The 21160-nt window shown below is 74.0% G+C and carries 21 protein-coding genes; 14 read left to right on the forward strand and 7 right to left on the reverse strand.

Annotation, left to right across the window (positions count from 1 at the left end):
- Positions 1–88 precede the first annotated feature (88 nt).
- The 5 genes from pdhA to V6U77_RS15395 all read left to right on the forward strand — a co-directional run bounded on the left by pdhA (position 89) and on the right by V6U77_RS15395 (position 7016).
- Positions 89–1255, forward strand: a complete 1167-nt coding sequence (gene pdhA / locus V6U77_RS15375) for a pyruvate dehydrogenase (acetyl-transferring) E1 component subunit alpha (RefSeq protein WP_334606999.1) — start codon at positions 89–91, stop codon at positions 1253–1255.
- On the forward strand, positions 1255–2271 hold the full coding sequence (locus V6U77_RS15380) for an alpha-ketoacid dehydrogenase subunit beta (protein ID WP_334607000.1): 1017 nt from the start codon (positions 1255–1257) through the stop codon (positions 2269–2271). Before pdhA ends, V6U77_RS15380 begins: the two co-directional genes overlap by 1 nt.
- Complete coding sequence (locus tag V6U77_RS15385; RefSeq protein WP_334607001.1) at positions 2268–3626, forward strand: dihydrolipoamide acetyltransferase family protein; 1359 nt, start codon at positions 2268–2270, stop codon at positions 3624–3626. Before V6U77_RS15380 ends, V6U77_RS15385 begins: the two co-directional genes overlap by 4 nt.
- A 136-nt stretch (positions 3627–3762) precedes the next feature.
- Positions 3763–5427 carry a right-handed parallel beta-helix repeat-containing protein gene (locus V6U77_RS15390; RefSeq protein WP_334607022.1) on the forward strand — a complete coding sequence of 555 codons (1665 nt, stop codon included), beginning with the start codon at positions 3763–3765 and terminating at the stop codon, positions 5425–5427.
- 320 nt (positions 5428–5747) lie between these two features.
- A complete protein-coding gene (locus tag V6U77_RS15395) occupies positions 5748–7016 on the forward strand; it encodes a L,D-transpeptidase (RefSeq protein WP_334607002.1) in 1269 nt (422 codons plus the stop codon).
- Positions 7017–7117: 101 nt separating this feature from the next.
- On the opposite strand, the gene V6U77_RS15400 is transcribed toward V6U77_RS15395, so the two are convergent.
- Positions 7118–8137 (reverse strand): SMP-30/gluconolactonase/LRE family protein, encoded by a 1020-nt coding sequence (locus tag V6U77_RS15400; RefSeq protein ID WP_334607003.1) that lies wholly within the window; start codon positions 8135–8137, stop codon positions 7118–7120.
- A 153-nt stretch (positions 8138–8290) separates the two neighbouring features.
- On the opposite strand from V6U77_RS15400, the gene V6U77_RS15405 reads away from it, so the two are divergent.
- Positions 8291–8641 (forward strand): STAS domain-containing protein, encoded by a 351-nt coding sequence (locus V6U77_RS15405; RefSeq protein WP_334607004.1) that lies wholly within the window; start codon positions 8291–8293, stop codon positions 8639–8641.
- Positions 8642–8992: 351 nt separating this feature from the next.
- On the opposite strand, the gene V6U77_RS15410 is transcribed toward V6U77_RS15405, so the two are convergent.
- Together V6U77_RS15410 and V6U77_RS15415 are read right to left on the reverse strand one after the other, a co-directional pair.
- Complete coding sequence (locus tag V6U77_RS15410; RefSeq protein ID WP_334607005.1) at positions 8993–9385, reverse strand: FKBP-type peptidyl-prolyl cis-trans isomerase; 393 nt, start codon at positions 9383–9385, stop codon at positions 8993–8995.
- A 171-nt stretch (positions 9386–9556) separates the two neighbouring features.
- On the reverse strand, positions 9557–10132 hold the full coding sequence (locus tag V6U77_RS15415; RefSeq protein WP_334607006.1) for a hypothetical protein: 576 nt from the start codon (positions 10130–10132) through the stop codon (positions 9557–9559).
- 191 nt (positions 10133–10323) lie between these two features.
- Between V6U77_RS15415 and V6U77_RS15420 the strand changes: the two genes are divergently transcribed.
- Both V6U77_RS15420 and V6U77_RS15425 read left to right on the forward strand, forming a co-directional pair.
- The gene (locus V6U77_RS15420) at positions 10324–11022 is read left to right on the forward strand and encodes a CBS domain-containing protein (protein ID WP_334607007.1); all 699 of its coding nucleotides are present in this window, start codon (positions 10324–10326) and stop codon (positions 11020–11022) included.
- A 281-nt stretch (positions 11023–11303) separates the two neighbouring features.
- Positions 11304–12257: a TerC family protein gene (locus V6U77_RS15425; protein ID WP_334607008.1), complete on the forward strand. Its 954-nt coding sequence runs from the start codon at positions 11304–11306 to the stop codon at positions 12255–12257.
- 54 nt (positions 12258–12311) lie between these two features.
- Here the strand turns inward: V6U77_RS15425 and V6U77_RS15430 are convergent, their stop codons facing one another.
- Complete coding sequence (locus V6U77_RS15430) at positions 12312–13046, reverse strand: helical backbone metal receptor (protein ID WP_334607009.1); 735 nt, start codon at positions 13044–13046, stop codon at positions 12312–12314.
- Between the two features lie 146 nt (positions 13047–13192).
- Between V6U77_RS15430 and V6U77_RS15435 the strand changes: the two genes are divergently transcribed.
- Positions 13193–14059, forward strand: coding sequence for a phytanoyl-CoA dioxygenase family protein (locus V6U77_RS15435; RefSeq protein WP_334607010.1), 867 nt, complete (start codon positions 13193–13195; stop codon positions 14057–14059).
- A gap of 21 nt (positions 14060–14080) precedes the next feature.
- Here V6U77_RS15435 and V6U77_RS15440 read toward each other — a convergent pair whose 3' ends face one another.
- Entirely contained in the window at positions 14081–14647 is a 567-nt protein-coding gene (locus V6U77_RS15440) for a GNAT family N-acetyltransferase (RefSeq protein ID WP_334607011.1), read from the reverse strand.
- Between the two features lie 150 nt (positions 14648–14797).
- On the opposite strand from V6U77_RS15440, the gene V6U77_RS15445 reads away from it, so the two are divergent.
- Together V6U77_RS15445 and V6U77_RS15450 are read left to right on the forward strand one after the other, a co-directional pair.
- A complete protein-coding gene (locus V6U77_RS15445) occupies positions 14798–15682 on the forward strand; it encodes a hypothetical protein (RefSeq protein WP_334607012.1) in 885 nt (294 codons plus the stop codon).
- A gap of 341 nt (positions 15683–16023) precedes the next feature.
- The gene (locus tag V6U77_RS15450) at positions 16024–17292 is read left to right on the forward strand and encodes a hypothetical protein (protein WP_334607013.1); all 1269 of its coding nucleotides are present in this window, start codon (positions 16024–16026) and stop codon (positions 17290–17292) included.
- A gap of 441 nt (positions 17293–17733) precedes the next feature.
- On the opposite strand, the gene V6U77_RS15455 is transcribed toward V6U77_RS15450, so the two are convergent.
- Both V6U77_RS15455 and V6U77_RS15460 read right to left on the reverse strand, forming a co-directional pair.
- Entirely contained in the window at positions 17734–18081 is a 348-nt protein-coding gene (locus V6U77_RS15455; RefSeq protein ID WP_334607014.1) for a histone-like nucleoid-structuring protein Lsr2, read from the reverse strand.
- 137 nt (positions 18082–18218) lie between these two features.
- Positions 18219–18860 (reverse strand): response regulator transcription factor, encoded by a 642-nt coding sequence (locus V6U77_RS15460; protein ID WP_334607015.1) that lies wholly within the window; start codon positions 18858–18860, stop codon positions 18219–18221.
- Between the two features lie 94 nt (positions 18861–18954).
- Here V6U77_RS15460 and V6U77_RS15465 point away from each other — a divergent pair, with 94 nt between their 5' ends.
- The 3 genes from V6U77_RS15465 to V6U77_RS15475 all read left to right on the forward strand — a co-directional run.
- Positions 18955–19680, forward strand: a complete 726-nt coding sequence (locus V6U77_RS15465; RefSeq protein WP_334607016.1) for a sensor histidine kinase — start codon at positions 18955–18957, stop codon at positions 19678–19680.
- 57 nt (positions 19681–19737) lie between these two features.
- Positions 19738–20607, forward strand: a complete 870-nt coding sequence (locus V6U77_RS15470) for a manganese catalase family protein (RefSeq protein WP_334607017.1) — start codon at positions 19738–19740, stop codon at positions 20605–20607.
- Between the two features lie 69 nt (positions 20608–20676).
- Positions 20677–21160: putative manganese transporter (locus V6U77_RS15475; RefSeq protein WP_334607018.1), on the forward strand; the 484-nt coding region annotated here is incomplete at its 3' end.

Consider the following 21160-nt stretch of genomic DNA (forward strand, 5'->3'; position numbering starts at 1 on the left):
TGCCATCCGTCCCGCGTTTGTCCTGGATCTTGAGTCAATCATCCGACAGCAGGAGCATAGGCCCACCACACGTCCAGGAGGTCCCGCCGTGACGACCACACCCGAGGCGGTCCGCAGGGCATCCCCGCGCAGCCGCCGGGCGGCCACCCCGCCCGACCCGGCCAAGCCGCTGCTCCCGGCCACCGAGCCCGTCCGCCTGCTCGACCCGACCGGCACGCCGCTGCGTGCCCCGGCCGACTACCCCGAGCCGCCCGTCGAGGCGCTCGTCGAGATGCACCGGCGGATGGTCGTCGGCCGCCGCTTCGACGTGCAGGCCACCGCCCTGACCAAGCAGGGCCGGCTGGCCGTCTACCCGTCCTCGCGCGGCCAGGAGGCCTGCCAGGTCGGCGCCGTCCTCGCCCTGCGCGACACCGACTGGGTCTTCCCGACGTACCGGGAGTCGATGGCCCTCGTCAGCCGGGGCATCGACCCGGTCGAGGTGCTGACCCTGCTGCGCGGGGACTGGCACTGCGGGTACGACCCCGCCGAGCGGCACACCGCCCCGCAGTGCACCCCGCTGGCCACGCAGTGCGTGCACGCCGCCGGGCTGGCCTACGGCGAGGCGTACCAGGGGCGCGACACCGTCGCGCTGGCGTTCATCGGCGACGGCGCCACGAGCGAGGGCGACTTCCACGAGGGCGTCAACTTCGCCGCCGTGTTCAAGGCCCCCGTCGTCTACTTCGTGCAGAACAACCGGTACGCGATCAGCGTCCCGCTGTCCCGGCAGACCGCCGCGCCGTCGCTGGCGTACAAGGGCGCCGGCTACGGCGTGCCCAGCGAGCAGGTCGACGGCAACGACCCGGTGGCCGTGCTCGCGGTGCTCACCCGCGCGGTGGAGCACGCCCGCTCGGGCAAGGGCCCGTTCCTGGTCGAGGCGCACACCTACCGGATGGAGGCGCACACCAACGCCGACGACGCGAGCCGCTACCGCGACGGCGCCGAGGTCGAGGCGTGGCGCGACCGCGACCCGGTGGCGCGGCTGGAGACGTACCTGCGCGCCCGCGGCGCGCTCGACGACGCCGCCGTCGCCGCGGTCGCCGAGGAGGCCGAGGCGTACGCCGCCGACCTGCGCACCCGCATGAACGCACAGCCGACGGTCGACCCGATGAGCCTCTTCGACCACGTCTACGCCGAACCCACCCCGCAGTTGGTCGAGCAGCGCGAGCAGGTCCGCGCCGAGATGGCCGCCGCCGCAGACGAGGAGGGTGAGCGCTGATGGCCGCCCTGACCATGGCGAAGGCGCTCAACGCCGCGCTCGCCGACGCGATGCTCGACGACGAGCGGGTGGTCGTCTTCGGTGAGGACGTCGGCGCGCTCGGCGGCGTCTTCCGGATCACCGACGGTCTGCAGGCCCGCTTCGGCGACAAGCGTTGCTTCGACACGCCGCTCGCCGAGGCCGGCATCGTCGGCTTCGCCGTCGGCATGGCCATGTCCGGGCTGCGCCCGGTGGTCGAGATGCAGTTCGACGCGTTCGCCTACCCGGCGTTCGAGCAGATCGCCTCGCACGTGGCGAAGCTGCGTAACCGCACCCGGGGCGCGCTCAGCGTGCCGATCGTCATCCGGGTGCCGTACGCCGGTGGCATCGGCGGCGTCGAGCACCACTGCGACTCCAGCGAGGCGTACTACGCGCACACCCCCGGCCTGAAGGTCGTCACGCCGGCCACGGTCGAGGACGCGTACTCGCTGCTGCGCCAGGCGATCGACGACCCCGACCCGGTCGTGTTCATGGAGCCGAAGAAGCTCTACTTCTCCAGCGCCGAGGCGCAGCTTCCGGCGACCGCCGCACCGATCGGCCGGGCGGTCGTACGCCGTGCCGGCCGCGACGCCACCCTCGTCGCGTACGGGCCGGCGGTGCCGGTGGCGCTGGAGGCCGCCGAGGCCGCCCGCGAGGAGGGCTGGGACCTGGAGGTCGTGGACGTGCGCAGCATCGTGCCGTTCGACGACGAGACCGTCACGGCCTCGGTCCGGCGTACCGGGCGGTGCGTGGTGATCCAGGAGGCGCAGGGCTTCGCCGGGGTCGGCGCCGAGATCGCCGCCCGGGTGCAGGAGCGCTGCTTCCACGCCCTGCACGCCCCCGTGCTGCGGGTGTCCGGGCTGGACATCCCGTACCCGGCGCCGATGCTGGAGCACACCCACCTGCCGTCGGTGGACCGGGTCCTCGACACGGTGGCCCGGCTGCAGTGGGACGACCAGCCCGACGGGCGCTGGCTGAGCCGGGGGAGCGCGGCATGACCGCCGTGGACGGGACGCAGGTCTTCCTCCTGCCCGACCTGGGCGAAGGGCTGAGCGAGGCCGAGATCGTCGAGTGGCGCGTCGCCGTGGGCGACGTGGTCACGGTGGACCAGAGCGTGGTCGAGGTGGAGACCGCCAAGGCCGTCGTCGACGTGCCCTGCCCGTACGCCGGGCGGGTCGTGGCGCTGCACGGCGCGGCGGGCGAGACCCGGCCGGTCGGCCAGCCGCTGATCAGCATCGCGCCGCTGGCCGGCGACGGCGGCGCGGGCGACGAGCCCGCCGGGCACGCCACCTACCGCGAGGAGGAGCGCGCCGGCTCCGGCAACGTCCTCATCGGGTACGGCACCGGCCACGGCGGCGCGGGCCGGCGTCGGCGTCGTCCCCGCCTCGTGGCCGCCACCGAACCGACCGCGACCGTCGCACCGGCGACGCCGGCCCCGGCCGAGCAGCCGCACGACGTGGCGGCGCCCCTGGTCATCTCGCCGATCGTGCGCCGGCTGGCCCGCGAGCACGGCCTCGACCTGACCGCCCTGCGCGGCACCGGCCACGGCGGCGTGGTGCGCCGGGCCGACGTGGAGGCCGCCGTGGCCGGGGCGGCCAGGCCGCCCGCCCACCTGGCCGCGGTGCCGGACGAGCCCGCCGGATCGGCGGTCCCCGGCGCCGAGGACGTGGTCGTCCCGCTGACCGGCATCCGCAAGGCGATCGCCGACAAGCTGTCCCGCAGCCGCCGGGAGATCCCCGAGGTCACCATCTGGGTGGACGTGGACGCCACCGGGCTGCTGGAGACCCGCGCGGCGATCAACGCGGCGGCCCCGGACGCGCCGGTGAGCATCCTGGCCCTGCTGGCCCGGATCTGCCTGTCCGGGCTGCGTCGGTATCCGCAGCTCAACGCCCGGGTCGACACCGAGGGCCAGCGGATCGTCCAGTCCGCCGCGGTGCACCTGGGCATCGCCGCCCAGACCGACCGGGGGCTGGTCGTGCCGGTGCTGCGGGACGCGCAGCGGCTGACCACCGCCGAGCTGGCGGCCGAGCTGACCGCGACCACCACGGCCGCCCGGGCCGGCACGCTTCCCCCGACCCGGCTGACCGGCGGCACGTTCACGCTGAACAACTACGGCGTCTTCGGCGTCGACGGCTCCACCCCGATCATCAACCACCCGGAGGCGGCGCTGCTCGGGGTGGGCCGGATCGTGGACAAGCCGTGGGTGGTGGACGGGCAGCTCGCGGTGCGCAAGGTGACGCAGCTCAGCCTGACCTTCGACCATCGGGTCTGCGACGGCGGGGTGGCCGGCGGCTTCCTGCGGCACGTCGCCGACTGCGTCGAGCGGCCGGCGGTGCTGATCGCCAACGTCTGACCCGGCCGCGACGACCCCGGCTCCGCCCCGGCGGAGCCGGGGTCGTCGCCGTCACGGGTCCGCGTTTCCCCGGGGAAGGGCCGGGAATGCGGGCCGGGCAGTCGTGCCGAGGGGAGGACGAGTGGCGTACCCGGACATGCCCTCTGCCGGCGGGGTGCGCCGCCACCCGGTGGCCGGCGCCCCGCTGCTCTGCGACGCCCGGGAACACGGCCTGGTCGGCGACGGGGCGGCCAACGACCAGCCGGCGCTCGCCGCGCTGGTCGACCGCCTCGGCGACGCGTACGCCGCCGACGGCCGGGCCCGGGTCATCTACTGTCCGCCCGGGGTCTACTCGATGCGGGACTCGGGCACCGTGTGGCGTACGGGCGTGTCGCTCGTCGGCGCCGGCCCGGGGGCGACCCGCTTCGTGCTCAGCAACTCGGGCAACCGCGCCGACCCGGCGCCGTTGGCCTTCTACACCGCGCTCCAGCACGGTGCCGACCGGAACCGTGCCCTGGCCGACTGCACCTTCTCCGACTTCGAGATCGACGGTTCGGGGGTGGCGTCGGCGGACTACAACCCGCTGGCCAAGGGCCTCGGACTGCAGTACGTCGTCCGGGGCACCTTCCGCAACCTGTACATCCACCACACCGCCGCCACCGGGCTGGGCTGCGACTTCCTGCAGGACTGCCTGATCGAGGGGGTGCTCGTGCTGGGCTGCGGGCGGCTGGACAACGGCACCGAGATGGGCGGCGCGGGCATCGGCATCGGCATCGGCGGCTGGGGCACGGTCGAGCGGTTCAACATCATCAACTGCAGCGCGGTGGCGAACGCCACCAACGGCATCTTCCTCGAACTGCAGGAGGCGGACCATCTGCGCCCACGGGGGGTGCGGATCATCGGCTGCCACGCCCAGGGCAACCGCTTCGGCATCTCCGACTGGGGCGCGAACGGCCTGATCGTCTCCGCCTGCACCATGACCGGCAACCTGGAGGCGGGCTTCCACGTCTCGGCGAAGGGCACCACGCACACCGCCGGGCGGGGGGGCATCCTCACCGACTGCGTCATCGACGGCAACCTGCGCGACGGGGTCAGCATCGGCAACACCCCGGGCCCGTACACGATCCGCGGCAACCGGATCAGCGGCAACGGCCGGTACGGATACCACCAGCGCAACCTGGGTGGTTCCGAGGAGCACGTCGCCGAGGAGATCGTCATCGAGAGCAACGACTTCTACGGCAACAGCGCCGACGCCATCCGCATCGACCGTCCCGTCCGCGACGCCTTCCTGGTGGGCAACCGGATCCGGAACAACGGGCGGCAGTGGGCGCCGGCGACGAGTGAACACGGCGACTCGGTGCGGTACACCGAGAAGTCGGTGGTGAACCGGCGGGCCACCTGGCCGAACGACGGCCATCGGGGCAAGGTGGTGCGGGTCGGCGAGCAGATCGCCGTGGTGGCGGCCAACGACGACACCGAGCTCACCCTCGCGCCGATCCGGCCGGACTCCCCGAGCGGGTGGAGCGGGGCCACGCCGGCGCCGGGCACCCCGTACGAGCTGCCCGCCGGTCCGCCGGTGCGGGCCGGCATCGCGATCAACGCCGCCGTCGAGTCGGCCACCATCCGGGGGAACCGGGTCTGGGACAACCGGGAGCCGAGCACGCAGAACCACGGACTCTGGATCACCGAACAGGGCAGCTGCGTGGACTGTCGGGTCGAGGACAACGACTTCGCCGGGAACGCGGACTCCGCCATCCAGATGGACACTCCGCCGGTCGGCGGCCGGTGGGACCGCAACCACGGCGACGACGACCGGACGTGAGAGCCCTCCCGCCGCCGACGCCGTGCCGGGGGTGACCTCGTCCCCTGCGGCGACCGGGACGACCCGTCCGCCGTGTCGCGCGCGGCGACCGGGTCCGGCCCGCCCCACGGGGTGGCTGCGACCGGGACGACCGGGGCCGGCGGTGGCGGGTCGGACGAATCCGACGGGAAACCGGAAGGCGGGCGCGAGCGGCATGATTCCGGTGCAGTTCGGTAAATGCCGCCCGTAATTGCTTTCCCGATTCCGTCGAATTGCGCGACCACCCGACACGGCATGGAGAGAATGTGGCTGAGGGACACCAATTAACGGGGGGACGCATCATGGAGTTGAGGCGGCGACTGACGGTGCTGGCCGTGACCATCGCGGCCGCGCCGTTGGCCCTCGGCGGGTGCACCGCCGACCGCGAACCGGGCGCCCGGCCGGCCGAGGGGCGGGCCCCGGGGGCACCGGAGTTGACCGTGACACCCGCCGACCGCGCCCGGGAGGTGCCGATCACCGCCGAGGTGGGGACCGCGGTCAGGCACGGGAAGATCACCGCCGTCCGGATCACCGACGACAAGGGGACGCGGGTCGAGGCGGAGCCCCGGGAGGACGGCTCCGGCTGGGTTCCGACGGCGCCGTTGCAACCGCGACGCACCTACACCGCGGAGGTCACCGCCACGGGCGACTCGGGGACGACGACCACCCGCAGGACCACCTTCACCACGATGCCGAAACCGACGAAACCGGAAATCACCAGCACGTTGTACTTCGCCGGCAATCGGACGTACGGCACCGCCATGCCGGTGACCGTGGCGTTCGACCCGCCCATTCCGAAAGAGGCCAGGGCCGACGTGCAACGCCGATTGTTCGTGAAGACGGATCCACCCCAGCCGGGCGCCTGGTCGTGGGTGTCCGACGGCAGCCAGGCCTATTACCGGGCACCCGACTTCTGGCGTCCGGGGACCAGCATCAGCGTCCGCGCCGGCCTGGAGGGCCTGCCGATCGGCAAGGACCGGGTGGGCGACTCCGACCGGAGAGCCACGTCGAAGATCGGACGGCAGGTGGCGCTGGAGATCGACAACGCGACCAAGCAGATGTCGGTGCTGCGTGACGGCAAGGTGGTGCGCAAGATCCCGGTCAGCATGGGCAAGCCGAGCACGCCGACCTCCAGCGGCAAGATGGTGATCATGGAGAAGCACGACTTCACGACGTTCGACACCCGGGGTTCGGCCGATCCCTACGTGGTCGACGTCGAGGACGCCCAGCGACTCACCTGGGGTGGTGAGTTCATCCACGCCGCGCCCTGGTCGGTGGGGGACCAGGGCAGCACCAACGTCTCGCACGGCTGCACCAACGTGTCCAACGAGGCCGCGGACTGGCTGATGGGCGTCACCCAGGTCGGCGACCTGGTCACCATCAAGGGCACCGAGGTCGAGTTGACCGAGGGCAACGGCTGGACGGCCTGGAACGTCGGCTGGGACGAGTTCGTCAAGGGCAGCGCGCTGCCCGTGCCGGCCGGGCTGCGGCCGTCCCCGTCGCCCGTTCCGCACCCGGGCGCGGTGGCCGGGGGCTCGCCGGAGCCGGCGCCGTCCGTGCGTGGCGGCTGATCCGACGGTACGCACGCCGGGAGCCGGTCCGCGCCCTGCGGGCCGGCTCCCGGCGCGTCGGTCGGCGCGCGCCCGATCCCCGGCGCGTCCGTCGGCGCGGTTCAGCCCAGCGGCACCCGGGCCACCCCGCGACCCGTGAGGCTGCCCAGCCACAGGTGGCCCCCGTGCTGGCGGACGCCGGTGATCATGTCGTAGCCCCCGCGCGGGCCGTGCAGGGTCCGCAGTACCCGCCCGTCGCCGTCGACGAGGGCCACCAGGCCGTAGCGCAGCGGCTTCGGCTGCACCGCCGCCGGCAGCAGGGCCACCAGCTGCCGCAGCCGGGGGTGGGGCAGCAGCCGCTCGACCACCGGCACCCGGGGGCTGGGCAACGCCATCCAGTACGTCCCGTCGCCCACCGCGGTCAGGTTGTCCGGGTACGCCGGCAGGTCCGCCAGCACGGTGACCGTGCCGTCGGCCAGCGCGACCCGTACCAGCCGGTGGGTGGCGGTCTCGACCAGCAGCAGCGCCGACTCGTCCGGGGTGAGCGCCAGCCCGTTGGGGAAGTGGAACCCGGCGCGCACGACGTCGGTGCGTCCGCTGCGCGGGTCGTACGCCAGCACCCGCCCGTTGGGCCGGTGTTCCAGCAGGTCCCGCTTCCAGTGCGCGAGCGGGAAGCGGTCGGAGGAGTCGGTGAAGTAGACCGTGCCGTCACGGGCCACCGTGGCGTTGTCGGCCAGGTGCGCCCTCGCCCCGAGCCCGCCGAGCTCGCGCACCACCCCGTCACCGGTCACCCGGAGCAGCCCCCGGTACGCGTCGCAGACGACGAGGCTGCCGTCGAGCGGGTCGACCTCCACACCCAGCGGCCGGCCGCCGGTGTCGGCGATCAGCCGCGGCCGGGTGCCGGCGGGCGCCTCCACCGGCCACCACCAGAGCCGGCCGTCCTCGGTCCCGCTGACCACCCGCCCGGACGGGTCGACGACCACGTCCTCCGGGCCGGAGACCCCGTCGGGCAGGGGCAGCAGTTCCACGGAGTCGAGCCGTCGGTCGACGGGGGCCCACGCACCGTCGAGCGGCGGCGGGACCGTGGCGGGCTCGCGGACGGGGCGGATCAGCCGGGGCGCGCGGGGGCGGGAGGCGGCCATCGGCCCATTCTCGCCCGCGACGTCGCAGCTCGCAGCCCTGGTCGCGTCATCCCTGAGGAGGATCCGGGAGGACCCGCGGGCGACCCTGGGCTTACCCGGATCCGGTCCCTCAGCAGGGCGGAAATGTCGGTGGCGGGGGATAGGTTCGTCGGTATGCGACAGCGCGACGACCGGCTCCACGTGCAGATCACCGTGGACGACGACCATGTGGAGGTGCGGGCGACCGGCGAGGTCGACATCGCCACGGTCGCCGCGTTCCGCTCCGCACTCTGGGCCGCCCCGGCCCGGCCCGTGCTCCGGCTGGATCTCTCCGGCGTGCGCCTGCTCTCCGCCGCGGGGGTGCGGGCGCTGGTCGCCGCGCACCTGCGCGTCCGCGCCCAGGGCGGGGAGCTGGTGTTGGTGCGCCCCGACCCGGTGGTCCGACGCGTGCTGCGGGCCACCGGCCTGCACCGGGTCATCCCGATCGTGGATCCGTGCGCCGAGCGGGAGCTGGTGCCCTGCTGACCCGGCCCCGGGTCCTGCTGGCCTCATGCTCCGGGTCCTGCTGACCGCTGGGGCTTCGTGCCCTGCTGACCGCTGGGGCTTCGTGCCCTGCTGACCCCCTGGCGACAGGTGCCCGGCCTCGGTCGCCCGCTGCCCAACCTCGCGTCCGTGCCCGCGTCCGCTGCCCAACCTCGCGCCGGTGTCCGGTGTCCCGGTCCCTGGCGTGCGGGCCGGTGCCGACGGCGTCGTCCGCCATCGGCACCGACCTGCGGCCGGGTGAGCGACCGTCCGCGCGGGGCCGACCGTCGCCCCGCGGTCAGCCGTCAGCCGTCAGCCCGCGACCGGCCGTCAGCTCGGCGGCTGGTCCGCCGCTCAGCGGACGCCGAGCAGGTCGACGACGAAGACCAGGGTCTCGCCCGGCTTGATGACGCCGCCGGCGCCCCGGTCGCCGTAACCCAGGTGCGGCGGGATGGTCAGGCGACGCCGGCCGCCGACCCGCATGCCCACGACGCCCCGGTCCCAGCCGGAGATGACCTGTCCACCGCCGAGCGGGAACTCGAACGCCTCGCCCCGGTTCCACGAGGAGTCGAACTCGCGGCCGGTGGAGTGCGAGACCCCGACGTAGTGGACGCTCGCCAGCTGTCCCGGCTGGGCCTCCGGCCCTTCGCCCACGGTGATGTCGTCGATGACGAGATCGGCGGGGGGCGCGCCCTCGATCGGACCCACCTCGGGCTTGCCCGAGCGGGCGCCTGCTGCCTGGCTCATTCGAGAGTCTCCTACCGTTTCGGTCCTGATGTCCGTCACCCCAGATCCTGCCCGATGGCCCACGGCCACCGGGCGGCGGACCCGGAGGAGGCGTGCGTTGCCACCGGGCGGGCACGCGGAAGCGGGCGTCACCGGTGGTGACGCCCGCTGGGGGAGGTGTCGCGCCGCGGGTCACCGCAGCCAGGGGAACCGCCGCACGATCGGGAGCTTCGCCCACGTCGCGCCCAGGCCGAGGGTCGCGCCGGCGTTGACCAGTGCGAGACCGACCAGCAGTGCCGCGTTGATCAGGTGGTCGTCCATGAAGGGGTTGTTCTCGGGAGGCAGGACGACCGTCCACATCATCACGTAGAGCACCGCACCGGCGATCGCGGCGACGCGCATCCCGATGCCGAGCAGCAGCGCGACGCCGATCGCGGCCAGGCCGGTCATGAAGAGCACGTCGGCCCAGGCCGCCCCGGCGATGCCCTGGTAGAAGTCCGCGAACGGACCCGCCGCGCCGAAGGTCAGGAAGCCCTTGGTGGGGCTGCCGCCGTTGACCCAGGCGTTCTTCGCCTCGGTGGCGAAGCCCAGGCCGAAGACCTTGTCCAGGAACGCCCAGAGGAAGGTCCACCCGAGGGCGATGCGGATGCCGGCGAAGACGTACCGTGCGGCCCGCTCCCTGGTGGTCTCGCCGATCTGCCGCGTCTGCGCCGCGGGAGCGTTGGTCCTGGCGGTGGTGCGCTCGATCGCCGCGGTCATTGTCTCCACGTCCCTTCGTGTGCCTCTCACCGCGCTTTCCCGGTGGCATCTCCATTTGACGCCCGCCGGCGCCCCGCGGGCAGGGCCGACCGGGCCCCACCGGGGCAGGACCTTTGCCCCCTTCCGGCCCGGTCCGGCGGCCCTGCCCCGGCGGCCTGCGCGTCCGTAGCGTCGCCGGTGGGAACGACAGGGAGGTCGTGATGAGGACGTGGCAGGTGGGCGACGTGATGACCCGGGAGGTCACGACGGTGGGGGAGGAGACCCCCTACCGCGAGATCGTCGACGCGTTGGTCCGGCGGGGCATCAGCGGGGTTCCCGTGGTGGACGGCTTCCGCCGGGTCCTCGGCGTGGTGTCCGAGTCGGATCTGCTGCACAAGGTCGAACGGGCGGGGCACCCGGACGAGCGGCGGGTCTTCGAGGGGCGCCGCCGCCGCACCGCCCGGGAGAAGGCCGACGCCCTGGTGGCGCGTGACCTGATGACCGCACCGCCCGTGACGACCTGGCCGCAGGCGACCATCTCCGCCGCCGCCCGGGAGATGGACCAGGAGTCGGTCAAGCGGCTGCCGGTGCTCGACGACCTGGGCCGGATCGTCGGCATCGTCACGCGCGGCGACCTGCTGCGGGTTCACCTGCGCACCGACGCGGAGATCCGTGAGGACGTGGTGCAGGAGGTGCTGCGCCGGGTGCTCGCCGTGCGGGACGGGCTGGTCACCGTCCGGGTGCGCGGTGGCGAGGTGACGCTCGACGGCCGGTTGGACCGGCGCAGCGCCGTCGAACTGGCGGTCCGGTTGGCCGGGCAGGTCAGTGGCGTGGTCCGGGTGACCAGCACGCTCGCCTACGACGTCGACGACAGCGCGCTCGTCGACCTGCACGCCGCCCGGGTCACCCCGGTGGCCTGACGCCGGCGCGGGGGCGCGCGTGACGTCGCCGTGGGCCGGGAACCCTGACCAACGCGGTGGGCCCGGCCCGCGGCGACTTGTCCGGAGCGCCGCCGGCCGGTTGGCGGCTCGCCTAGGCTCGGGATCGGACAAGCTCCGCAGCCGCCGGGCCACCGGGGCCGCACCCTCGCCGCCGGTACGCCGGCCAGGCGTCCGCGCCGCGGGTCGCCGGGGACGCGCCCCGCGTCGGCCGGGACGGTCGCCGGGAGCGGAGCCGCCGTCGGGATGCGGAGGGCGCCGGGGTGGACGAGGCGACGTTCACGGCACCGCTGTGGGCCTGGGCGGCGGTCGCCGCCGTCATCGCCGTCATGCTCGCCGTGGACATGCTCTCGCACCGCGACCACCACGTGATCGAGCTGCGCGAGGCGCTGCTGTGGAGCGGTGTCTGGATCACCGCGGGGCTCACCTTCGGCCTGGTGATCTGGCTGTGGCGCGGCGGCGAGCCGGCCGTGGCGTACTTCTCCGGCTATCTGCTGGAGAAGGCGCTCTCCGTCGACAACGTCTTCGTCTTCGCGCTGCTGTTCGGCTACTTCCGGGTGCCCGCCGCGTACCAGCACAAGGTGTTGTTCTGGGGGGTCGTCGGTGCGCTCGCGTTCCGGCTGGCCTTCATCTTCGCCGGCGCGGCGCTGCTCGAACGGCTGACCTGGGCCGGCGTCGTGCTCGGCGCCTTTCTGATCTGGACGGGGTGGCGACTGGCGGTACGCGGCGAGCCGGACGTCGACCCCGACCGCAACGTCGCGGTGCGGGCGTTCCGGCGGTTGGTGCCCACGGAGCCCCGCTACCACGGCGGCCGGTTCACCGTCCGGGTCGACGGCCGGCGCAGGGCCACCCTGCTCCTGGTGGCGCTGGTCGCCATCGAGGCCACCGACGTGGTCTTCGCGATCGACTCCGTGGCGGCGATCCTCGCCATCACCACCGACACGTTCCTCGTCTGGACGGCGACCGCGTTCGCCGTGCTCGGCCTGCGCAGCCTCTACTTCTGCCTGGCCGGGCTGCTGCGGCACTTCGGCTACCTGCGGTACGGGCTGGCCGTGCTGCTGGCGTTCGCCGGGGTGAAGCTGATCCTGGCCGAGACGCCGGTCGGGAAGCTGCCGGTCTGGTTGACCCTCGCGGTGGTGGTGCTGACGCTGTCGATCGCGATCGGGTGGAGTGTGGTGGGCGCCCGCCGGGAACGGCGCCGGCGCGCGGGCGGCTGACCGCGCCGGCCGGGGGGTGTGCGCCGGCGGTCCCGGCGTCGCCGGCCGGAGGGGCTACCGGCGGCCCGGAGAAACGACCGGGTCGGCGAGTTGTGCGCCGAGCACGGTGGGCGCCTCGGCGAGCGAGGGGCCGTACCAGGTCAGGTGCCGCCCGGACAGCAGGGCGCAGGGGATCCCGGGGAACGCCTCCGGGCCGTCCTCGGCGGTGAACCGGTACGGCTCGTCGGGCAGCACCACCAGCTCGGGCGTGTGGGCGCGCAGCTCGTCGAGGCTCGGCCGGGGATAGCGCTCGACGCCGTCGGCGTACGCGTTGGTCACGCCCAGCCGGCGCAGCACGTCGCCGGCGAAGGTGTCGGCGCCCAGCACCACCCACGGCCGGCGCCAGACCGGCACCACCGCCCGGCGGACCGGCCCGTCCGGGGGCGGCCCGGCCCACGCGCGGCGGGCCACGGCGAGCCACTCGGGTTCGGCCGGGGCACCCAGGTCGCGCAGCAGGTCCGCCAGCTCGGTGAGCGCCTCGTCGACGGTACGCGGATAGGTCACCCGCACCGGCACACCGGCGGCGGTCAGCGCGTCGGCGTCCTCGCGGCGGTTCTCCTCGACGTTGAGCAGGACCAGGTCGGGCCGCAGCGCGACCACCCGGTCCAGGTCGGGGTACTTGCTCCCGCCGACCCGCGTCACCTCCAGCCCGACCGGGTGGGTGCACCAGTCGGTGGCCCCGACCAGCAGACCGGGCAGGGTCAGCGCGACGGCCTCGGACAGCGACGGCACCAGTGACACGACCCGCATCCCCGCGCACCTCCCGGTCTCCGCGCGCCGACCGTCGGCGTACGCGTCGATCATGCCCCGACCGCGGACCCGGTGGTCGGACCGGCGTCCCTTGCGACGAATCTACAACGTTGTAATACTCGCCTGGTCACCCCTCGGGAGGTTCGATGAGGTCCCATTCCGCCCCGCCCGCGCCGCGCCCCGGCCAGCCCGCCCCCGTCGAGGAGGAGGTGCCGCTGGAGGCCCTCGGCGACCTCTACCGGGACGGCATCACCGCGTGCCGCGGGGCCTTCCCCGTGGACTGGGTGGAGCGTGTCGGCGAGGACGTCGAGGCCGCCTTCCGGGAGGCCCGTTCCCGGCCCGACGGCGCGGTCGGCCGTGGCCCGCAGCGGTGGTACGTGGAGATCCACCCCGAGCAGCTGCGCGGCTTCGTCGACCTGGTGACCCACCCGTGGGTGGTCTCGGTGTGCCGGGCCGTGCTCGGCCCCGAATACCAGATCGTCGAGCTCGGCTTCGACATCCCGTTCCCCGGCGCGGTCGTGCAACCGTGGCACCGGGACTTCCCGATGCCGGAGGACACCCGCCGGCAGCGGCGGCTGACCTCGCTGGCCTTCAACCTCACCACGGTGGACACGGTGGAGGAGATGGGGCCGTTCGAGATCGCCCCGGGCACGCAGTGGGACGACGGACGGGACTTCGAGCACCAGATGTTCCCGCCCAGGGAGCGCTACCCCCGCTACGAGCAGCGGGCGGTGCGCAAGTATCCGCGCCGTGGCGACATCTCCGCCCGGTCCGCGCTGACCATCCACCGCGGCAGGCCGAACGTCTCCGCCCTGTCGCGGCCGGTGCTGGTGCTCGGCGTGGACGCGCCGGGAGCGGGCAACGCCGAGCACCACGACATGGCGGTCACCCGGGAGTACTGGCAGCGCCTTCCCGAGCAGGTGCGCGCGCATTTGCCCTGCCCGGTGGTCGACGCCCTCACGCCGATCCGGCAGAAGCACACCATCGAGGGCCTGGTGATGGGCGCGCAGTAGTCCGAGCGGCCACGCCCGCACCTAGTCGGCGGCGCGGCGCAGCCAGTGCTCGCGGGTCAGCGCGTACTCCACCTCGCCGTGCGCCGCGCCGTCGATCATCTCCGGCCAGTCACCGACGTACGTCCGGACGAGCCGCAGCCCGGACTTCTCCATGACCCGGCGCGACGCGGCGTTGACGGTCATCGTGTTCGCCGTGACCCGCTGAACGCCCAGCTCGGTGAAGCCCTTGTCGATCAGCGCCCGGCAGCCCTCGGTGGCGAGCCCGGCGCCCCAGGCGGCCCGCCGCAGCCGGTAGCCCAGCTCCACCTCGCGGGCGTCGCCGTCACGTGTCGGGCGGAACTCGAACCAGCCCAGGAAGTCGCCCGACTCCCGGCCCAGCGCCGCCCACCAACCCAGCCCCGGTGGTAGTCGGTAGTGGGCGAGGATCCGGGGCAGGACGCGCTGCCGGACCGTCTCCGGCGGGGTGGGGCGTCCGCCGGTGAGGTACCGCATCACCTCGGGGTCGCCGTCCAGCTCGACGAGCCGGTCGGCGTCGTCGGAGGTGAACTCGCGCAGCACCAGCCGTGGGGTGCTCAGGAAGACGTCCACCCGCCCATCCCAGCGGCACTTCAGCGGGGCCTCAACCGATTTCCGGGCGCCCGGGGGACACCACCGCCGAGCCCGTCATGATCGAAGACCTAGACTCGCCCCGGCCGACGCGTCGGCCTGCGATCGGCGGCGGGACGGACGGATCAGGCGATGACGAGCACCGGTGGTCAGGGCGGCTCCTGGCTGCGCACGATCGTCGGGGACGGCGGGCGGGGCCCGCTGCTCGCCCGGGGCGGCCACCTCGTGCACGGCCCCCGCCGACTCGGCGAGTTGGCGCAGGGGCGTCCGCCGGGCGTCACCGGCAACCAGTGGAACACGGCCAGCCGGGAGGGCTACGACCTCGTCGTCTGCGCCGCCGACACGGCCCGCCCGGTCTTCGCCGTCGAGATCGGCCCCGTCGCGCCCACCGGCTCCGCGGGGCAGCGGGTCGAGCGGCTGAAGAACGCCGTCGCCGAGGCGGTCGGCCTGGCGGTGCTGCGGATCGGGTCGCCGACGCTGCGGGCCGATGCCCACGGCCGCCGGATCGCGGCGTACGTCATCGACGCGCGCGCGTACGCGGCCCTCGGCGCGGGGGAGCCGGACGACGCCGAGGCGCCGCCGGTCGGCTTCCGCGACATCCTGGGGCGGCTGCCCGACGGTCGGACCGGTCACGTCAACGACCTCGGTGCCCTGGCCCGGGCCGCCGCCGTCGAAGCGTACGTGGCGCGGCGGTTGGTCGACCCGATCGTCCGGGGCCTGCACGTGCGCTGGGCGGGCGGGCCCGCCGAGGGGTGGAGCTGGGTGCAGGTGGGTCCCGGCGTCTGTCTCGTCGAGCGGGTGACGGTGCACGAGCAGCGCGTCTCCGCCGGGGTGGACCCGGGGCGGCTGGCCGAGGACCTGGCGGCGCTCGCCGGCGGCGAGCGGATGCGCGCGCCGGACCCGGCCGGGTCGGTGCTGACACCCCGGGACGAGTTGCTCGCCGCGATCCGGCGGCTGGAGTCCCGACGCGAGGAGATGACGGGCGGCTTCGCGTTCGCCCACCTCTGCGCGGACTGAGCCGCCCCACCTCTGCGCGGACTGGTCCCGCCCAGGAGGTCGCTGCGCCCGCCGCTCAGCCGCCCCGCCTCTGCGCGGACCGCCCGTCGGCGGGGTTGGCGACGCGTTCCGATTTCCGCGCACCGCGTTGAACCTTCGCGCCGGGCGTGCCGTACTCCTGCGGGAATGGACATGGTCTCCCCGACCGCTCCCGCGGCGCGGAAGACGGTGCGGAAGGGGCATCGTCGGTCATCGACGTGCCACCGGTTCGCCGCGACGGTCCCCGTCGGGGCGTGCCCCCCATTTCCGTCGGTCCGCCGAGGTCTCGAATCAACTACCGGATCGCGAAGGAGAGCAATTCGATGCGCAGGTCCACACGGGCGCGCCGGTCATCCGGTAACGCGCGGAGCAAGCGACTGCTGGCCGTCGTCGGCACGCTCGCGGTCTTCGGCGGGATCGTCGCCGTGACCCAGATCTCGTCGGCGGAGGACCGGCGGTCGGGCCCGACCCGGCCGGCCTCCGCCGCCTGCGTGCAGCCCAGCCCCGGCGCGACCGCCCCGAGCGGGCGGGGCACCAGCCGGACCTGGCAGGACGGTCGGTGGGTGCGCAACCACTGGGGGGACGGGCAGCAGACGGTCGCCGAGTGCCAGCAGACGTGGGGCGGCGGTGCCGACAACGGGGGCTCCGCCGTGGCCTGCCCGGACGTGGCCGGCCGACTTGCGCGGGTGCCCGATCGCGCCCGGGCCGAGGTCGACCGGAACCTGAACCTGCTGTCGACCCAGATCGCCGAGGCGGACCGGCGGCTGGCCGCCGAGGGGCGGCGGGGTGAGGAGTTCGTCCGGACCGCGATCCTCCAGCCGTTGGCCGCCAAGCGCCAGGCGACGCTGGAGCGGATCACCGTCGCGATCGACCGGGGGGGTCCCCGGCCGCAGGGCCTGGCCCGGCTCGCCCAGTGCCAGGTCGCACCGACCGGCAACAACGGTGGTGGGAACAACGGTGGTGGGAACAACGGTGGTGGGAACAACGGCGGTGGGAACAACGGTGGTGGGAACAACGGTGGTGGGAACAACGGCGGGCCCGGTGCCGGCCTGGGGGTGATCGCGAACGACTGCGACGACAGCCGGCTGCCATCGCACGACGGTTTCCAGAACGGCAACCGCTGCGTCAGCACCGCGTTCGGCGAGGTCGGTGCCGCCGCCAACAATCCGTCGCTGCTGATCACCGAATTCCCGGATCGGGTGAACGCGAACCAGCCGTTCACCCTGCGGGTCTCCACCCGCAACCTCGTCCGTGACCGCTTCCTCGCCGCCGGGCAGGGCGGGTACTACGTGGAGAGTTCGCTGCTCGACGGGCAGGGGCTGGTGCGGGGCCACTTCCACACCGCCTGTCGGATGCTGGGCAGCCTCCGGCAGCCCCCGCAGCCGCAGGAAGTGCCGGCGTTCTTCGTCGCCACCGAGGACAGCCGTGGCGGCGCCGAGCCCGACGACGTGGTCATCCAGGTGCCGGGGCTGTCCGGGGCCGGCACCGCCCAGTGCGCGGTCTGGGCCGGTGACGGCTCGCACCGGGTGCCGATGATGGAGCGGGCCAACCAGACCCCGGCCTTCGACGTGGTGCGCATCCAGGTGGACTGACCGCCGGTGCGGGGCGCCCGGGTATGCCCCGGCGCCCCGCGACCGGTGCGCTCCCACCAGCGCCGCCGCCTCCCGCGGGACGGGCGGCGCCGCGGCGGGGCACCGCCGGCCGTACGGCCCCTCGTCGCGTCGTCCGTGGTGATGCCGGTAATGCTCGACAAATCTGTCGCTCATTACCCTCGGGAAGGGCGGGCATCGTGCCCCGCGCCGTGCGATCGTGGCGATGATCACGTCGCGCGATCGTCCGGCGTCTCGTTCTCCGGCCGGCTCGGCGCGGCCCGGCGACTCGCCAGCGACCGCGGCCGGCAATGGGACGCGCCGGGAATGGACCCGCCGCCGGGCACGGGCCACGCGAATGGACGGCCGTGGGAAAAGACCGGCGGGGCCGCGTTGATTCCTCAGCGTGACCCCGCACGCGTCCGAGCGTGAGCCCGGCGCCGGTCAGCGGTTCTTGTACGCCTCGACGACCTCAACCGGGATGCGGCCACGCTCGGAAATCTTGTAGCCGTTCTTGGTGGCCCATTCCCGGATGGCCCGGTTCTGCTCCCGGTCCATTCCGGCGCCGCCCGACACGCCCGCCCGCCGAGGTGGCCGGCCGGTGTCGACGGATCCGCGACCGATCCGCCGGCCGGCGTTGATGTAAGGATCGAGGGCCTTGCGCAGTACGCCCGCGTTCTCGTCGGAGACGTCGATGGTGTAGGCCACGCCGTCCAGACTGAACTCGACGGTCCGATCGGCCTTTCCACCGTCGAGGTCGTCGGTCAGGACCGTGATTACTTTTCTCGCCATCGTCAATTACTCCCTGTGTGGGGCGGGGTGTGGTCAAAGTTTGACGTATCCCATGGCGAATCCGCAACAATGCGCGTCGTCCTCATTTCGGCGCGTCGCGCTATCGCGGGAAAACAGCCCTACGCAAAGCCCGGGGTTCAGTCGCCGAGCAGACCGGCGTGACCCGCGAGCGCCGCCGCCTCGGTCCGGGTGGATACCCGCAACTTCCGCAGTAGCGCTGCCGTCATCCGCTTCACCGTGCGTTCCGAGACGTGCATCCGCGCGGCGATCTCGAGGGTGCTGCATCCCGCCGCGATTGCCCGCAGCATCACCCGTTCCTCGTCGTCGAGGTCGACCGGGGCCGCCCGGCCGGGGCGCAGCAGCGCGCGGAGCAGATGTCCCGGCAGCACCGCCCAGCCGTCGAGGACGGCCAGCAGCGGAGGCAGCAGTTCCTCCGGCTCGGCGGTCTTCGGCAGGTACCCCTCGGCGCCCGCGCGCAGCGCCTCCAGGGCGGGAGCGGGGTCCTCCCCGCCCGACATGGCGACCACCCGGACGTGGGGCGTGGTGCGCCGGATCGCCGCCACCGCCCGGATCCCGCCCGGCGGGGGCATGTGCAGGTCCACCAGCGCCAGGTCGGGCAGGCAGCGACTGACCAGTGCGGCGGCCGCCGAGGCGTCGCCGGTGGAGCCCACCACCTCCGCCCGTCCGTCGGTCGTCGCCGGAAGCAGCAACTGCAACCCGCGGACGAACAGCGGGTGGTCGTCGACGACGGCCAGCCGGACGACGGGAGGCGCGGGCATGCCTGGTCCGTTCCCGAGCGGGTACCGATCATGCGGCCGAACGAGGGAGGTCGGGCGGATGCGCGGACGGTACGGGAGGCGAGGGCCGCTGCGAATGCTCCCGTGGGCGGGACCCGAGGCCGGTCCCGCCGATCCGGCGGCCCTCGACACCGACCCCGAGTTGCTGCTGCGCGTGCTCTGCCACGAGTTCCGTACGCCCGTCAGCGCCCTCACCTCGCTCACCCGGGCCCTCGCCGACGACCGGCTCGCGCTCACGGGCGACGATCGGCGCGCCCTCACGGCACTGGCCCACGAGCAGGCCGTACACCTGCAGGGTCTCCTGCGTGACGCGGCCGCCGGCACCGGTGCTCTCGCGCCGGCGGCGGACCCGGTGGCGCCGCTGTCGGAGATCCTGCGCGGCGCGGCGGCCCTGGTGCCGCCACACCGGCGGCTGACCGGCGTGACCCGGCGGGCCGGCGGCTGCCCGGTGCCGCGGCGGCGGACCCGGCAGGTGGTGACCAACCTGGTGGAGAACGCGCTGCGGCACGGCCCGCCCGCCGGCCGGATCGGCATCCACGCCGCGCTCGGCCGCTGCGGTCTGCGCATCGTCGTCACCGACGAGGGCCGGGTCGACCCGCCCCTCGTCGACGCGCTGTGCCGGCCCGCCCCCGGCGCCGGGGCCTCCGGGCTCGGGCTGTGGATCGTGCGGCGGCTGCTCGCCGCCGACGGCGGACGGCTGCGCCTGCACCGGCTGCGACCGCGCGGGGTGGCCCTCGAGGTGGTGCTGCCCGTGCTCGGCGGCGGGCGGCCGACCCCGAGGGGCCACGGGTTGACCCGATAGGACCGGCCGTCGTGGGAACCGCCTCGGTGACAGCCCGACCGGCACCGAGGAGGACACGTGTTCAGCCACATCAAGGACCTGCAGTTCGAGGCCAAGCCGGACGGCCCCGACGCCGCGTTCGCCCGCCGGCTCCAGGAGATCCTGGGCGGCAAGTGGGGCGAGATGACCGTCGCCAACCAGTACCTCTACCAGGGCTGGAACTGCCGCCTGCCGGGCAAGTACAAGGACCTCTTCCTCGACGTCGGCACCGAGGAGATGGGCCACGTCGAGATGATCGCCACGATGATCACGCGGCTGCTGGAGAACGCCCCCCTGTCACTGCAGGAGGCCGCCGCCGACAACCCCATGGTCGGGGCGATCTACGGCGGGTCGAACCCGGCGCACTTCATCCACGGCGGCGGCGGGGCGCTCCCCGTGGACAGCGCCGGCGTGCCCTGGAACGGCAACTTCATCACCGCCAGCGGCAACCTGATGGCCGACTTCCAGCTCAACGTCACCGCCGAGGCGCAGGGCCGGCTGCAGGTGGCCCGCCTGTTCAACATGACCGACGACCCCGGGGTCAAGAACATGCTGCGCTTCCTGCTGGCCCGCGACACCATGCACCAGAACATGTGGATGGCGGCCATCGAGCAGCTCAAGGAGGACGGCCTGGAGGAGATGCCGGTGCCGGACGCGTTCCCCGACTCCAAGGAGTTCACCGAGAAGTTCAGCTACACGTACCTGGACTTCTCGCCGGGCACCGACGCGTCGGAGGGGCGCTGGGCGTCCGGGCCGGCGCCCGACGGCAAGGGCGAGTTCCGCTACGACCACAGCCCCCGCGCGCACGCGCCGGAGCCGGTCCTGCCGCCCGGTGACCCGCGGCTCTACGGGACGAACCCGGGCCTGGCCAAGGGCGCCGTCAACAAGGTCAAGAGCAAGCTCACCTGACATCGTCGCGCCGGGCCGTCCGCGAGCGGCGGGCGGCCCCGGCGGCACCGTACCCGACGGAGGTGTGCCGTGACCGAACTCGTGCTCCGCCCGCTCGCGGACGCGTTCATGCAGGTGGGTGTCTACGTCGCCGTGATGGTGGCACTCTTCGGCTGGCTGCGCTGGCGCTACGGCGACCGGATCACCGACGGGCTCACCAGCCGGCCCCGGCTCGGCCCGCTGGTGGGCGCCCTGCTGGGCGTCAGCCCCGGCTGCGGCGGGGCGATCATCCTGATGCCGCTCTACGCCCGGGGGAAGGTCTCCTTCGGCACCGTGGTCGCCGCCCTGGCGGCCACCATGGGCGACTCGTCCTGGGTGGTGCTCGCCTGGAATCCCGTGTTCGCCCTCAAGATCCACGCGCTGCTGTTCGCGGTCGGCCTGGTGACCGGGTACGTCGTCGACGCGCTCGGCATCGACCCGGCCCGCGCGGCCGACCGCCGGGTCGCCGCCGCGCCCGCGCCGGTCGGCCTGGCCGCCGCGGGCGGGCCGGACCTCGCCGGGGCGCGGCGGCTGC

The sequence above is a fragment of the Micromonospora sp. CPCC 205546 genome, from assembly GCF_036902715.1.
Classification (GTDB): domain Bacteria; phylum Actinomycetota; class Actinomycetes; order Mycobacteriales; family Micromonosporaceae; genus Micromonospora.